Genomic DNA, 15,245 nt, shown 5'->3' on the forward strand with positions numbered 1-15,245 from the left:
ACACATTAAGGAAATTTGGGTAGTGTTATGTAATTTTTTATGCCAAATTGAAACCATTTAGTTTAATTGAAAATAATTAAGATTCAATTAAGTAATGGTATTCATGCTCTGAAATTCTTTGCACAACACAAGCCATTTGATGCATTTGGCAATAGCGCGTCACATCAATCTGACTATGCGGATCGGAGGATTTGAGCAAGACCCGACCATGCGGAGAATTTTTTAATGAACGCTTCAGCATGAGTAATGGCATAGGGCAAGGCTTTCCCATCGCATCAATAATGAGGTCACATTCGCTTTGATTCGACATATGGAGTGAGTAGTTTCAGGAAACACCATTGAATATTAGCAAATTTGGTGCCAAATCCCAACTTAAAACACAGTGAAACTATATTTATGTTTATCTTGGTGTTAAATAAGTATTGAAAAAAAAATTACTTAATTTGATGTGGAATAAGTAAAAAAAATTCTATTAATTGTCATAAACCCATGTTAAGCTCGATGCCGTATTGAGGATTTATCACAACTATAAATTGTTTTAAACCCATGCTCTACAATTGGATGTAACCGGGATTTTGTTAATAGTTATACAGAATGATTACAAGCTTAGAAATAATAAATGTTTTTAAACCTTGTTTGCTCTGCTGTTTGCAACACCGGGTGGTCCTTCTTTTAAATACAATGAGGATTAACTTATGACAGCTCGTGAACAAGGCGTAGTTAAATGGTTCAACGACACTAAAGGTTTTGGTTTTATTCAACGCAATGGCGGTGACGATGTATTCGTTCACTTCCGTGCTATTCAAGGCGAAGGCCACCGTTCACTTCGTGACGGCCAACGTGTTGAATTCAGCGTTGTAAAAGGTCAAAAAGGCTTCCAAGCTGAAGAAGTTCAACCTTTAGACTAATACGCTAAAGATTCTTCGAAACGCCTCAATGTATATTGGGGCGTTTTTTGTTTATAATGACCTCGTTTTTCTTTATTCATTAGTTTGAGCAAGTATTTATGTCATCTGGTTTTGAAACCCTAAATTTACATCCTCAACTTAAACAAGCGATTGATGCTTTAGGGTTTAAGGAAATGACGCCAATCCAGCAAAAGGTGCTCAAATTTACTTTGGCTGGGCATGATGCCATTGGGCGTGCACAAACTGGAACAGGAAAAACAGCAGCTTTCTTGGTCAGTGTAATTAATGATTTGCTGAATAATCCAATTCAAGAACAGCGTTTCCGTGGTGAGCCACGTGCCTTAATTCTGGCACCAACACGGGAACTGGCGTTGCAAATTGAAAGTGATGCTAAACTTTTGACCAAGTTTACCAATCTGCACTTGGTGACATTATTGGGTGGGGTTGATTTCGATAAGCAAAAAGCACAATTAGATAAAAGCTTTGTCGATATTATCGTGGCAACACCAGGGCGATTGATTGATTTTGTGGAACAGAAAGAAGTCTGGTTGGACAAAATTGAATTTTTAGTGATTGATGAAGCAGACCGTTTATTGGATATGGGCTTTATTCCATCGGTTAAGCGAATTGTGCGTTATTCACCACGTAAAGAACAACGTCAAACCTTAATGTTCTCTGCAACCTTTAGCTATGATGTGCTTAACTTGGCTCAGCAATGGTTGTTTGAACCTGTGACTGTAGAAATTGAGCCTGAAAAGAAAACTAATGCAGATGTAGAACAACGTGTGTATATGGTTGCGAAGACGGATAAATATAAACTACTACAAGATATTCTTCGTGATGAACCAATTGAAAAGGTTATGATTTTTGCCAATCGTCGCGATCAAGTGCGTAAGTTATATGACAGTTTAAAGCGCGATGGTTATAAAGTGGTGATGCTTTCTGGTGAAATTGCACAAGATAAGCGTCTTAAAATGTTGGACCAATTTAAAAATGGCCAGCATAACATCATGATCGCAACAGATGTTGCGGGTCGTGGGATTCATGTGGATGGTGTATCGCATGTTGTGAACTTTACTTTGCCTGAGCAGTCAGATGATTATGTGCATCGTATTGGACGTACAGGTCGTGCGGGTACGCGTGGCGTCAGTATTAGTTTTCTTTCTGAAGATGATGCTTTCCACTTGCCAGAAATTGAAAAGGCGATTGGTCAGAAATTACCGTTAACTCGATTGGAAGGTTATTGTTAATCTCGTACCTAAAATCAAAAAAAGGTTAGGTTGAAGACTAACCTTTTTTATTGCTTATAAATTATGTTGACTTAACTTTTGCAATAGAAAGTCACTACAGTTTGATAATCGGTATCTTTGGCAATACTGGTATTGGTGCCAGCAATACTGCCAATCACGTCAGCAGCAGATTGAATCATCTCTCCAGTTTTAGCATCTACGACACCTTTTAAAGCGCCATTGTATTCAGTTTTCTCGGTAACAACGATGGGTGTTGAGCTCTTACAGGTTTTATTTGCGGCTTCCACGGCATTATTTTTAGAAATAATGCTGGTTTTACCCAAACCAGTTACTTCAAATTGGTTATTTTCTTTTTGAATGACGGTAGATGAAGTTGGACTAGATGCACAAGCTGTTAATAATAGGGTGAATAAAGCGGTAGTGCTTAAGGTTAAAATTTTATTCATATTTTTCCCATCTGTAATTATGAAGTTCTACCACATAGTGTTCATGATTGTGCGGCAGGGTGTTGTATAAAAAGTGCAGTTTTATTTTGCTGCTCTGTGAAAAAGCGGCTAGAAAGACAATTTATTCAGTCTGCTAGAGCAATATGAAAATATTGTGATACTCTTGCAGGAGTATTTATGTATAGATCTTAAAGTCAATGACGGATTTAACTGCAGACCTCATTCATCAAAATATTCATCAACGTCAGTCTATAGGGCATCTTGTAGAACCTGCACCGAATGCAGCTCAGTTGGAAAAAGCATTTCAGGCAGCATTGACAGCGCCTGATCATCACCGTTTAAAACCAACACAATTCGTGGTGATAGAGCCAGAGCAGCGAGAAGCCTTTGGGCAATTATTATCCCAAGCACTCGCAGATTTAGGCGAACAAGATCAGGTGCAATTGGATCGGGTCAAGCATCACCCATTTCGGGCGCCTTTACTGGTTTTGGCGCTGACAAAATTTCAAGAACATGCCAAAGTTCCTTATTTTGAACAAACATTAAGTACTGGTGCAGCCATTCAAAATTTCTTGTTATCTTTGCAGGCACAAGGTTTTTCAACCATGTGGCGTAGTGGTGCAGTAGTCGAATCAAAATTATTAAAGCATGCTATGGGGCTATCTGAGCACGATCTCATTTCAGGAATTATTTATGTGGGTACGGCGGCAAAAGCGATTCCACCACGTACTGAAATTAGTACTGCAGATTATGTAAGTTCTTGGAATAAATAAGTTTGGTGTTTGCTTTGGGATATAAAAATAAATGTCTGAATTAAATTTTAGTGATTTGGTAGAACCTGTTGAAATTGATCGCAAAACTGCTTTACGTGTAACCATATTGGGTGGGGGGAGTTTTGGAACAGCCATGGCGAATACGGCTGTGCGAAATGGCTGTGATACCATGATTTGGATTCGTGATGCAGCGATTGCAGAAGAAATTAATCGTACCCATATCAATCAGCGTTATTTACCAGATTTTCAACTTGAGACTGGCTTGGTTGCAGTATCAGATGTAGAAACAGCAGTACGCGATCGCGATATTATTTTGGTGGCTATTCCGAGTCATTCATTTCGTGATGTATTAAAACAGATTCGTCCGTTTATTAGCTCGCAAGCTGTGGTGTCATTAACCAAAGGTATTGAAGCAAATACCTTCTGCTTTATGAGCGATATTATTCAGCAGGAATTACCTGAAGTTCCATTTGGTGTGCTTTCTGGTCCGAATTTGGCAAAAGAAATTGTTGCAGGTCAGCCTGCGGGTACAGTCATTGCGAGTGATTCGGAACTTGTACGCTATGCTGTGCAGCAAGCCTTACACAGTGCATTATTTCGTGTCTTTGCTAGTGATGATGTGCATGGCGTTGAGTTGGGTGGTGCGCTAAAAAATATTTATGCAGTCGCAATGGGGATGGCTGCTGCCTACAATGTAGGTGAAAATACCAAAAGCATGATTTTAACCCGTGCACTGGCTGAAATGAGTCGTTTCGCTGTGAAGTTGGGTGCAAATCCATTAACGTTCCTTGGTTTGTCGGGCGTGGGTGATTTATTTGCGACTTGTAATAGTCCACTTAGTCGTAATTACCAAATTGGTTATGCTTTGGGGAAAGGGAAAACTTTGGAGCAAGCCACCAAAGAGTTGGGGCAAACTGCAGAAGGGATTAACACCGTCGTTCAGGTACGTGCGAGAGCGGAAGAATTGGATGTGTATATGCCGATTACCTGTGCACTCTATGATGTGATTTTTGAAGGTGCGCCGCCATTATCTATTGCAGTGTCATTAATGAAAAATGGTCATCGCAGTGATGTTGAGTTTGTTTTGCCACATCATGAAGTCTAAGTTTAATTAATTGAATGCATTAGAATTGTCATAAATATTGTATATACTTCAAAACTGAGCACCTACTGATTTTAATTTTACAATACAGTGGTGTGCTCTGAAATAATAAGGAAATTTTATGCAACTTACTTTGGTCCGTCATGGCGAAGCTTCGCCAGCACTAGATGGAAATGATATCAAGCGTCCGTTAACAGCACGTGGTCATCAGCAAGCACAAGAAACCGCAAATTATTTAAAAGATCTGGTTCAGCCTGATATTTTCATTGTCAGCCCATTATTAAGAGCGCAAGAGACACTAGCGCATATTCAAACTCATTTTAAGGGTGTGCCCGTTTTATTATGTAATGCGATTAAACCAGATGACGATGCGCGCGTTGCAGTGGAATGGTTATCGCATCTGCCTTATGAGTCGATAGTCGTTGTTTGTCATATGAATGTTGTGGCGCATATTGAAGAATTACTTACCAATGAGCCATTTCATCCCTTTTCACTAGCTGAAGCACGTTGTTACGAGCAAACAGTGATAGCGGCTGGTTTATCCACGGTACAAAAGCGTTTTATCCCTCAAGCTTAAATGACACCAAACGGCAGATAATAATAAATGTTGTATATATGGATGCCTGAAGCGAATGAGGCGTGGCAGTGGTCGCAAGGGGAGTCTTGGCAAGCTGCGGTGAGTCTTGAACAATTGATTCAGGACTTGCAACCTTTTGCGCATCAAGAAGTGACGGTTTTTTTCCCTAGTCGTCATATACAAATGCTACAACAGACGTTGAACAAAGCGCAATATAAGCAATTGGGGCAAGAAGGCATTAAATATCTGTTAGAGGAATATATCGTATTTCCGATAGATAGTATGAAAGTGTTACATCATTTTCAAAATCCAGACCAGTTGACCTTATTGGGTATTTCACAGCATTTAGTTGAAACATGGCAACATTCGCTTTCACTATTGCCACTCAAGATAGTAGCACTCATTCCCGATTTTTATGCAGCTCCGCAGCCTGTGAGTGTTGAACAAACCGTTTTACTTTATCTACATGGTCGTTTACTGGCACGTGAAAGCGAGTGGATGGGCTGTTCCATAGATGACTTGCCGTTGTATCTGGACTATCAGACCGCTACACATAATTACGTTGTGTCAAATATTACTGATGTGCAGTTGAATAGTTTGCAAGCCCGACTCACTCAAGATCAAATTAATAACTTTCAATACACCTTTGCACCTTTAAAGAAGACCAAGCAACATCCTTTTAATGTTCTGCCGAAATTGAAGTCAGATACAAAGCTTTCGGGCTATTGGAAGGCATGTGTAGCTTTATTTTTGGTAATTTTAGTGGTTCAGTTTGGTTATGATGCCAGTCGTTGGTATAAAAATAAAAAAGTGGCTGATGAAACAGCTGTTCAGGCTGTGTCTCAATTTAAATATTGGTTTGGACAAAATTATCCAGTGACAGAACAGACGTTGAAAAGTCAGTTTGAATTTCAGATGCGTAATAATCAAATAGGGCAAAATGCAGGGCTGCAACTGCTTAGTCGGGTTGGTCCTGTGTTAATGCAAAATAAAATTATCGCGGATCGTGTTTCTTACGATGCAGGTGCACTAAATTTGGATCTCAAGGCGAATTCATCAGCTATTTTACAAAATCTGACACAACAATTGAATCAACAAGGATTTAAGGTTGAGCTGGGGAATATTCAGCCGAATGGTTCGGGAGTTATTGGCTCGGTGAAAGTACAATAATGAAAGCATTAGAAAAAATTCAAAGCTCATTCGCTTCATACTCAGAGTTGATTGCACACTATTTAGAGCGCTTGTCGCTTCGTGAACGTATCATGGTGGTATTTACGGTGATTTTTGTACTGGTTGCTGCTGTGGGTTCAGCATTGTGGTACATGCATAAGGCTGCTGAATATCAGCAACAGCGGGTCAGCGAGCTTAAGGATCTGGTGGTATGGATGCAAAGTAATGCAGTGACCATGAAGCCAGCAGGGGATGTGCAACTAAGTGCAGCAGACAAGGTACAGCGTGCTGCACAGCAACAAGGGTTAGGTGTGGCTTCGCAACAAATGGGTGAACAAATCCAAGTGGTGGTGAGCCATACGAATTATGCAATTCTGGCGAATTTTCTCACTCAATTGGCACAGATGGGTTTAAGTATTAAAAAAATGGAATTTGTGTCCAGTGCAGGGCAGATTAAATTAACAGCGACACTACAATAATAGGTCAAAATAAACAGTTGCCAAGCATGGTGTTTTGGGTGGGGTACGCCTATAATATACCGACTCAAAAAGCCGTAGACTTTTCTAGATATGTTGTATTCTCTAGCCCGCCCTTTGTTGTTTTCTTTAGCACCAGAGCGTGCACATGAGCTAACATTATCCTTACTGAAATCAGCCCATGCGATGGGCGTGATGCGTCAGCATGTTACAGCAAAACCTGTGACCTGTATGGGTATTGAGTTTCCAAACCCTGTAGGTTTGGCTGCTGGTTTAGATAAAAATGGTGCCTATATTGATGCCTTAGCGGCACTTGGCTTTGGCTTTATTGAAATTGGTACTATTACTCCGCGCCCACAAGCGGGCAATCCGCAACCCCGTCTTTTCCGTTTACCACAAGCAAAAGCCATTATTAACCGTATGGGATTTAATAATGATGGTGTAGATAAGCTGATTGAAAATGTAAAGGCGGCAAAGTTCAAGGGTGTGCTCGGGATTAATATTGGTAAAAATGCCGATACTCCTGTAGAAAATGCGGTAGATGATTATCTAATCTGTTTGGAAAAAGTCTATAACTACGCTTCATACATTACCGTCAATATTTCTTCTCCGAACACAAAAAATCTACGTAGCTTACAAAGTGGTGATGCGCTGACTGAATTGTTAGTGACCTTAAAGAAACGTCAGCTTGAGTTGGCGGATGAACATCAGCACTATGTACCTTTAGTACTCAAGGTTGCTCCAGATTTAACTCCAGAAGATATTGCATTTATTTCGCAGCAACTGATTGCCAATAAAATTGATGGTCTGATTGTGACCAATACTACGTTGTCACGCGAAGGTGTCGAAAACTTACCACAGGGTGATGAAGCTGGTGGTTTGTCTGGTGCACCAGTATTTGAAAAAAGTACCGCATGTTTATCTGCTTTTGCCCAAGCTTTAAATGGTCAAGTACCACTTATTGGAGTAGGTGGAATCTTGGCGGGTGAACAAGCGCTGATTAAACAAAATGCAGGGGCAACACTTGTACAAGTGTATAGTGGCCTCATATATACAGGACCGAAACTGATTAAAGATTGTGTCGATGCTATGCTTGCAAAATGAATACCATTGATATCTTCATACTGATCATTTTGCTCATTGGAGGGCTAAACGGTTTGCGACAAGGATTTGTTAAAGCCTTTGCGAACTTGGTGGGTTGGATTTTTGCACTGATAGTCGGTGCAAAATATGCCGCACTTATAGCTCCTTCAATGAGTGTGCTCAGTCAAGATCCTGTGGTTCAGAAAATAGCTGCATTTGCGTTCATTGTATTGGTCATCATCGTATTTACTTGGTTGGCTACAGCACTGTTAAATGGCGTATTAAGCACCTTGAAGTTAGGTCCGTTGAATCGTCTAGCTGGTGGGGCATTTGGAACACTTAAAGGACTTATGGTGGTTTTAATCACCATGCAAGGCTTAAGTCCATGGGTAGAAAGTTCTCCGCATTGGAAACAGTCTAAAATGGTTCAATCTTTATTGCCTTATGCGCCACGGGCTGCCCAGCTATCGAAAGATGCAGCGCACGAAGCGCTTGAACATATTCAGTCGGAAGGTGCACAGCATTCTTCCCACTCCTTGTCTGAACCAACGCCAAAAGATCATTCGCGTTCAGGCAATTCAACAAATAATCCTTTTTATTAATCCTAGCTTGTCTGCGAGGTTGCTATGTGTGGAGTTGTTGGTATAGCTGGTAAATCACCCGTTAACCAAATGTTGTTTGATGCATTAACGATGTTACAACATCGTGGACAAGATGCAGCTGGGATCGTAACTTGCCATGAAGGACGTTTATTTCTTCGGAAAGACAATGGCATGGTACGTGATGTTTTCCATACTCGTCACATGCGTGCTTTACAGGGTAACTACGGTATTGGTCATGTGCGTTATCCGACAGCAGGCTCAGCGAGCAGTGCTGAAGCGCAACCATTTTATGTGAACTCACCTTACGGTATTACTTTGGCGCACAATGGTAACTTAACCAATGCTGAAGAAATTCATGATGACCTGTTTAAAACAGATTTACGTCACATGAACACCGATTCGGATTCAGAAGTATTACTCAACGTTTTTGCGCACGAATTGCAAAAGCGTGGCAAGTTGGCTCCTGCGCCAGAAGATATTTTCCACGTAGTTTCTCGTGTACATGAGCGTTGTAAAGGTGCTTATGGCGTTGTCGCCATGATTACAGGTCAAGGTCTAGTTGGTTTCCGTGACCCGAATGGTATTCGCCCACTGATTTACGGTTCTCGTTTAACCGAAACAGGTGAGATGGAATATATCATTGCGTCTGAATCTGTGGCGATTACCGCACTTGGCTTTAAAGTTGAGCGTGATATTGCACCTGGTGAAGCGATTTTCATCAATGCAGATGGTGAAATGTTTACGCAGCAATGTGCTGAAAACCCACAATACCGTCCATGTATTTTTGAATATGTGTACTTTGCGCGTCCTGATGCGATTATTGATGGTATTTCGGTGTATAAAGCCCGTTTGAAAATGGGTGAAAAACTTGCACACAAAATTTTGAGTGAATGGGGGGAGGAGCACGACATTGATGTGGTGATTCCAATTCCAGATACCTCGCGAACTTCAGCCTTAGAATTGGCAAATACGTTAGGTGTGAAATTCCGTGAAGGGTTTATGAAAAACCGTTATATCGGTCGTACCTTCATTATGCCAGGCCAACAGCAGCGTAAAAAATCGGTTCGTCAAAAACTTAACCCGGTAGAGCTTGAGTTTAAAGATAAAAACGTGTTGTTGGTGGATGACTCAATTGTACGTGGTACCACTTGTAATGAGATCATTCAAATGGCGCGTGATGCGGGTGCAAAAAAAGTATTCTTTGCTTCTGCAGCGCCAATGGTGAAGTATCCAAACGTTTATGGTATTGATATGCCTGCGAAAAAGGAGCTGATTGCATCTGAACGCAGTGTTGAAGAAATCCGTGAAATTATTGAAGCAGATCGCTTGATTTTCCAAGACTTGGAAGACCTTAAAGCGGCTATCCGTACCAGCAAAGTACCCGATTTACAAGAATTTGACTGTTCTGTATTTGATGGTGTTTACGTGGCGGGTGGCATTGATGCTGCATATCTGGATGAATTGGAACAGAAGCGTAATGACACAGCGAAAAAATCAAAAGATGGCTATATTGATGTAAATATCGATGCGGCATCTGTTGATTTAACCGGTGTGACCGAGCAATAATTTTCAATTATTTTGCGTGAAAAAGGTGGGTATTTCCCGCCTTTTTCATTTATGATGTGGCTGAATTACAATGTAATAAAGGAACTTTACATTGAAAGAAATGGGTGGCTTTTTGATCGAAAATAAAAATATGATGTGGTCTGCCAGTATCTGTGCTGTAGCTGTTCTTTTGACCATGTTTATCCTCAATACGGTTTTGGGATTGTTGGTCTATTATTTTGATCAAAGCCAATCTATTTTATGGCATCAACTCAGCCCCTATGTCATTGGCTTATTATTGCTGATCATAGGTTCTTCTATTGTGTATGAGTTCTATGTCTTTCGTTCGGGTGGGCATTCACTTGCAAAACAATTGCGCGCAAGACGTTTAAGTCTGATTGAGAGTACGCCTGAAGAATTTGTTGCACTCAAAATTACCGAACAATTATCTGAGCGTTTTTTGATTGATACACCAGCCGTATATGTGTTACCCGATGAAGTGGGTGTAAATGCGCTGACTGCGGGTTTCTTACCACGCGATATTGCGATTATTTTGACCTGGGGTGCATTACAAAACTTAGATGAATCTGAGTTGTTTGGCTTGTTGAGCCATGAGTTTAATCAGATTTTATCTGGTGAGACAGCTGATAATACCCGATTAAAAATTTTATACAGTGGTCTTACGACCTTTAGTCAATGGGGGAGCAAGGTTGCGAAGTTGGGGTTTAGTCGGCAGGGTTATGATCAGCCACAAAAATTTGAAACTATTTTAGTAGCCTTGGGTGGGGTGATTTGGCTGGTCGGGAGTATGGGGGTGTTAATGACGAGATTCATTAAATACCTCACTCTGGGTAGCCGAACCTTTAGAAACGATTTAAAGACCAAACGTCTGATCCAGAATGATGCCAATATTCAAACTTTATTACGTATTTATGTGCATCATGCGGGTTCGCAAATTCATAGTGAATACTCAGAATCGATTTCACATATGTGTTTTGCGAACTCTCTAAGTCCACAAAGCTGGATGAATATTCATCCAGATATTGAGCAACGAATTTATGAGCTAAATCCTGGTTTAGTGCAAGATCTACAATTAGAGAACCTAAAAAGGTTAAGAAATCAGCCATTATTTAGTCTTTTTCGCTCATTTGAAGAAACCAATGCGGAATACCACACCCCATGGAGTTCACCACAACCTTTGCCTTTACTGCGTTTGTCTCCGATTAGCTTCGCGATTAAAGATGCGATTAAGCCTTTAAATCCGGAAGTGCGCAGAACAATGCAGCGTCCAGAGCTGATTGAGCGTGCCTTACAAACCGCAACCGGTTCGCGTGAGGTGATGGTGGCGATTCTAATGATTCGTCAATATCGTGAGTTTATCCCTGCTGAAGCTGAAGTTAGTCGTGCGATTATCGATGCACTTCTGCATTTAGATGGTCGTGTACATTTATCTATTTTCCATGAAGCATGTGCGAATATTGGGGGTATGCCCGCAACTATTGCACGTCAATTTGTCACTAAGCTAGCGCGAATTATTCAAGAAGACGGGGAAATTGGCTTATTAGATGCATTGTTGTTGGAACGGGTTAAATTTGAATTAAACCTGTTACCAGTACATACCCCAACAGCCTTGGATGAAGTGAAACCACAAATCGTACGTTTGATTGATGCATTGCTGCATGTGCAGCAGATTAATAGTGATAACCAGCTCACTGTGCGTGAGCGAATATTAAAAAAGATACTGACAATCGATGAGTTAGATATCTACGAAGAAATATCTGATGAACCGATTGATCTTGCTGAAATCGTACATGATATTTCGGGGCTGCTGTTACGAGATCGTCTGATTATTTTGGGAATTGCAGAGTTGTGTTTATGGAATGACCGAATCATTACGCAAGATGAATTGGATGTTTTGGAATTGTTGTACTGGCGCTTTGGTTTTGAAACTTCGGAAATTGTTGAGCAAATGCAGAAGAAAAATAGTTTAATGATTATGTGATTAAGATGTAAATATAGGGTTTATAGGTATTAATGAGTGCTTTAATAAAGCACAGCAAAATAATGCGAATGTCGTTAGAATAGCGACAAAGATTAAGATGTTGAACATAAAGATGATGGGGCACCAGCGAGATATATTGGCAACAATGGGAATCGATATTTGGATTCCTAGAAGTGTCGCGCGTGTGCATCACTCTCAGTCATCTGGTTTATGGCGCGATCAGGCGCAACCTGAAATTAATGCTGAGTTACCCCTAAGTCAAATTGTGGTTCCTATATCCAGTGAACCGGACATCCAAGATATTGATGATGTATTAACTCAGTTTGTTGAGGTTGAGCAGGAAATTGTTCAACAACCTCCTAAGCCGATAACTCCAGTTATAGCCGAAGTGCAGCCACAACCTGCTATTCATATTGAAGCGTTTGAATTACAGGCAGTCAGTCTTGCTACCTGCCTTATCGTGTTGGATGCCTCTCAGTTAACAGAGGCTCAGTCAGAACTTTGGGTAAACATTCAGCAGGCTATCCCTGCAGAATATCATGAATTAAAGTGGCCATTTCCTTTGCTTGAAATGCAAGATGGACGAGGTGCTGGCAGTTATGTGCAGGGCTTTATCGATGCAATTGGTGTAGACAAGGATCTGATTGCACTAGGGGATATTTCTCATTTACAACAGGTAGATCTACAACGTTTGGCGAGCTTGCAGGAAATGCTGGAGCAACCAATTTTGAAAAAGCGTTTGTGGCAGTTTATGCAAAAATCACTCAATACACGGATGAATGATGAATAAAAAAGTTGTTGTTTTTAGTCAAATTGATGCTGAAATTTTAACTCGCTTACAAGCCCAATATGATGTGGTGGTGATTGATCCGAAGCAAGGCGACGTCAATCAACAAATTCAGCGACATGTTCAAAATGCAGATGGCATGATTGGTGCAGGGCGTTTGCTAAATGAAAGTAATCTCGCTGGTGCACAACAACTTAAAATCATTTCTAGTGTTAGTGTGGGTTATGACAACTATGATGTGGGTTATTTGAGTCAAAACAAAATTTGGTTAAGTCATACTCCGCATGTATTAACTGAAACGACTGCAGATTTGGCATTTACCTTATTGATGAGTGCCGCACGTAAAGTGCCTCATTTAGATCAATGGACCAAAACTGGTGAGTGGAAGCGCACAGTTTCTCAAGCCCAATTTGGACAAGATGTCTATGGAAAAACACTGGGAATTATTGGTCTAGGTAATATTGGTGCTGCGATAGCGCGTCGCGGTCTTTACGGTTTTAATATGAATATTCTGTATCATAACCGTCGTGAAAAACTAGAAATGGCACAGCCACTAAATGCGCAATATCGCTCACTCGAAGAATTACTGCAACAGTCAGATTTTGTTGTGGTTGCAGTGGATTTGAATGCTGAATCTAAGGCTATGCTTTCTACCGAGCAGTTTGACTTAATGCAGCCGCATGCGGTGTTGGTGAATATTGCACGCGGTTCTGTGATTGATGAGCAAGCTTTAATTCAGGCATTGAAAGAGCGAAAAATCTTTGCTGCTGGTTTGGATGTGTATGAGAAAGAGCCATTACAAAGCTCAGAGCTATTCCAGTTGGATAATGTAGTGACCTTACCGCATGTTGGGTCAGCCACTGCGGAGACACGGAAAAAGATGGCTGAACTTGCTTACCGTAATTTGGTGGATGCTTTAGAGGGGCGTCAGCCACGTTATTTGGTCAATCCTGAATTTTAAAATATTGATAACACATCATTGCAAATCCTTCTTTGTTTCAATGTTATAGTCTGCTCAGAGCGAATAGGATTTTGAGACGTAACATTGAAACGGTTTTTCGTCATTGGTAGTTTGTGTGTAGTGGCTCATATCGCATGGGCAGATGCAACGCATTTTTCATCTTCTCCTCAGTTTAATGTTCCTGAAATTGGTAGTGGAATAGGTCTAATTGATCGTCAAAATGAAAAAATGATTGGCGAAAAAGTTTATCGTGAAGTGCAACATCAATTACCGATAGCGCACAATGCATGGCTGGAAGATCAGCTTTTATTGGTATTTTCAAATATTCTTAGTCAGACCCAGCTCGGACAACCGATTGGCTTGGTATTGGTCAATGATGCTCAAATTAATGCTTTTGCTGTACCTGGTGGGCTATTTGCTTTAAATACAGGGATGATTACTTCTGCACGCAATATGGATGAGGTTGCAGGCGTGATGGCGCACGAGATCGCTCACGTGACCCAGCGGCATTATAGTCGCTCGCAGGAAGCATTTAAGGGGCAAAGTCTGTTGGCATTGGCAGGCATTATTGTGGGTGCGTTGGTCGCTTCACAAGCCGATGGTAATGCGGGTGCTGCAGTGATGATGGGTTCGCAAGCCGCATTAATGGATCAGCAACTGACCTATAGTCGTAATCAGGAGCGTGAGGCTGACCGTATAGGCATGCAATACATGTATGCGGCGGGTTATAACCCACAAAGTATGGCGGATTACTTCGAAGTGATGCACCGTGCCACCAGTCGAGTTAGCTTTCTGCCTGATTTTTGGCTCACACACCCTCTTACGACTGAACGTATGAGTGAGGCGCGTTTAAGGGCGAATCAGTTGCCGCAAGTGAAAAGCAGTATGCGGGATGAAAATTTTGAAATATTAAAGTTGTACACCTTGGTGGTGTCAAATCAGGCGACAGAACAGCAATTACAAAACTTGGCGAAGCGCGGGGATTTTGCAGGGCAATTGGCCTTGGCTGCATTTTATAGTCAGCAGGGTGATTATGTGTTGGCACAGTCACAGTTAGATCAACTCAAAAAACAAAATAAGTTACATAATTTATTGACTTTAATTCAAACCGATATTTATCTTGGGCAAAATAAATTAGATGATGCTTATCAGATCATTGCTTCACCTGCGCGGATTATGCCTGAGAATCGTGCCTTGGTATATAAATTGGCAGAGGTCTTGATTCGGCAGAAGCAACCAGCTCAGGCCAGTACTTTGGTACAAAATTTTATTAACCAAAATCCACGAGATATAACAGGATGGCGCTTGCTACAACAGTCGGCGAATATTGATGTAGCTTCACCACTTCGCGCAGTGAATGTATTGCGTTATCGTGCAGAAGTGGAGTACTGGAGTGGTTTGGAAGAAGGTGCTATAAAATCACTATTGCATGCACAACGTTTAGCCAAGGACAATACGGCAATGTCGGAGTTGCTTAAACAGCGAATTGATCAGATGCAAAAGGAACGCCAGTTAAAAATTTGAGCGTTAAATAGAAATTTTCCTTGTATAACATAAGAAGAA

At 41.0% G+C, this 15,245-nt stretch carries 15 protein-coding genes and 1 pseudogene; 14 read left to right on the top strand and 2 right to left on the bottom strand.

Annotation, left to right across the window (positions count from 1 at the left end; translation table 11 throughout):
- Positions 1 to 76: 76 nt before the first annotated feature.
- The gene (locus tag MKI85_RS03150) at positions 77 to 310 is read right to left on the bottom strand and encodes a sulfurtransferase TusA family protein (protein ID WP_241624906.1); all 234 of its coding nucleotides are present in this window, start codon (positions 308 to 310) and stop codon (positions 77 to 79) included.
- A gap of 385 nt (positions 311 to 695) precedes the next feature.
- Between MKI85_RS03150 and MKI85_RS03155 the strand changes: the two genes are divergently transcribed.
- Complete coding sequence (locus MKI85_RS03155) at positions 696 to 908, top strand: cold-shock protein (RefSeq protein ID WP_005177104.1); 213 nt, start codon at positions 696 to 698, stop codon at positions 906 to 908.
- 98 nt (positions 909 to 1,006) lie between these two features.
- Entirely contained in the window at positions 1,007 to 2,158 is a 1,152-nt protein-coding gene (gene rhlB / locus MKI85_RS03160) for an ATP-dependent RNA helicase RhlB (protein ID WP_241624908.1), read from the top strand.
- A gap of 71 nt (positions 2,159 to 2,229) precedes the next feature.
- Here the strand turns inward: rhlB and MKI85_RS03165 are convergent, their stop codons facing one another.
- The gene (locus tag MKI85_RS03165; protein ID WP_241624910.1) at positions 2,230 to 2,604 is read right to left on the bottom strand and encodes a hypothetical protein; all 375 of its coding nucleotides are present in this window, start codon (positions 2,602 to 2,604) and stop codon (positions 2,230 to 2,232) included.
- Positions 2,605 to 2,801: 197 nt separating this feature from the next.
- Here MKI85_RS03165 and MKI85_RS03170 point away from each other — a divergent pair, with 197 nt between their 5' ends.
- The 12 genes and pseudogenes from MKI85_RS03170 to MKI85_RS03225 all read left to right on the top strand — a co-directional run.
- Positions 2,802 to 3,377, top strand: a complete 576-nt coding sequence (locus MKI85_RS03170; protein ID WP_241624912.1) for a nitroreductase family protein — start codon at positions 2,802 to 2,804, stop codon at positions 3,375 to 3,377.
- A 31-nt stretch (positions 3,378 to 3,408) separates the two neighbouring features.
- Positions 3,409 to 4,482: an NAD(P)H-dependent glycerol-3-phosphate dehydrogenase gene (locus MKI85_RS03175; RefSeq protein WP_241624914.1), complete on the top strand. Its 1,074-nt coding sequence runs from the start codon at positions 3,409 to 3,411 to the stop codon at positions 4,480 to 4,482.
- 118 nt (positions 4,483 to 4,600) lie between these two features.
- The gene (locus MKI85_RS03180) at positions 4,601 to 5,056 is read left to right on the top strand and encodes a SixA phosphatase family protein (RefSeq protein ID WP_241624917.1); all 456 of its coding nucleotides are present in this window, start codon (positions 4,601 to 4,603) and stop codon (positions 5,054 to 5,056) included.
- A gap of 27 nt (positions 5,057 to 5,083) precedes the next feature.
- Complete coding sequence (gene gspL, locus MKI85_RS03185) at positions 5,084 to 6,226, top strand: type II secretion system protein GspL (protein WP_241624919.1); 1,143 nt, start codon at positions 5,084 to 5,086, stop codon at positions 6,224 to 6,226.
- Positions 6,226 to 6,705, top strand: a complete 480-nt coding sequence (gspM, locus tag MKI85_RS03190) for a type II secretion system protein GspM (protein ID WP_241624921.1) — start codon at positions 6,226 to 6,228, stop codon at positions 6,703 to 6,705. Before gspL ends, gspM begins: the two co-directional genes overlap by 1 nt.
- Positions 6,706 to 6,795: 90 nt before the next feature.
- Positions 6,796 to 7,806, top strand: a complete 1,011-nt coding sequence (locus MKI85_RS03195) for a quinone-dependent dihydroorotate dehydrogenase (protein ID WP_241624923.1) — start codon at positions 6,796 to 6,798, stop codon at positions 7,804 to 7,806.
- Complete coding sequence (locus MKI85_RS03200; RefSeq protein ID WP_241624924.1) at positions 7,803 to 8,387, top strand: CvpA family protein; 585 nt, start codon at positions 7,803 to 7,805, stop codon at positions 8,385 to 8,387. The genes MKI85_RS03195 and MKI85_RS03200 overlap by 4 nt, the downstream gene beginning before the upstream one ends.
- 24 nt (positions 8,388 to 8,411) lie before the next feature.
- Positions 8,412 to 9,953, top strand: a complete 1,542-nt coding sequence (purF, locus tag MKI85_RS03205; RefSeq protein WP_241624926.1) for an amidophosphoribosyltransferase — start codon at positions 8,412 to 8,414, stop codon at positions 9,951 to 9,953.
- Between the two features lie 100 nt (positions 9,954 to 10,053).
- A complete protein-coding gene (locus MKI85_RS03210; protein WP_413351796.1) occupies positions 10,054 to 11,934 on the top strand; it encodes a M48 family metalloprotease in 1,881 nt (626 codons plus the stop codon).
- Between the two features lie 97 nt (positions 11,935 to 12,031).
- Complete coding sequence (locus MKI85_RS03215; RefSeq protein ID WP_241624930.1) at positions 12,032 to 12,724, top strand: hypothetical protein; 693 nt, start codon at positions 12,032 to 12,034, stop codon at positions 12,722 to 12,724.
- Positions 12,717 to 13,682, top strand: a complete 966-nt coding sequence (locus MKI85_RS03220; protein WP_241624932.1) for a 2-hydroxyacid dehydrogenase — start codon at positions 12,717 to 12,719, stop codon at positions 13,680 to 13,682. Before MKI85_RS03215 ends, MKI85_RS03220 begins: the two co-directional genes overlap by 8 nt.
- Positions 13,683 to 13,850: 168 nt before the next feature.
- A pseudogene (locus MKI85_RS03225) lies at positions 13,851 to 15,206 on the top strand (M48 family metalloprotease); the annotation flags it as partial.
- Positions 15,207 to 15,245: the final 39 nt, after the last annotated feature.

The sequence above is a fragment of the Acinetobacter zhairuonensis genome (assembly GCF_022601715.1).
GTDB lineage: Bacteria > Pseudomonadota > Gammaproteobacteria > Pseudomonadales > Moraxellaceae > Acinetobacter.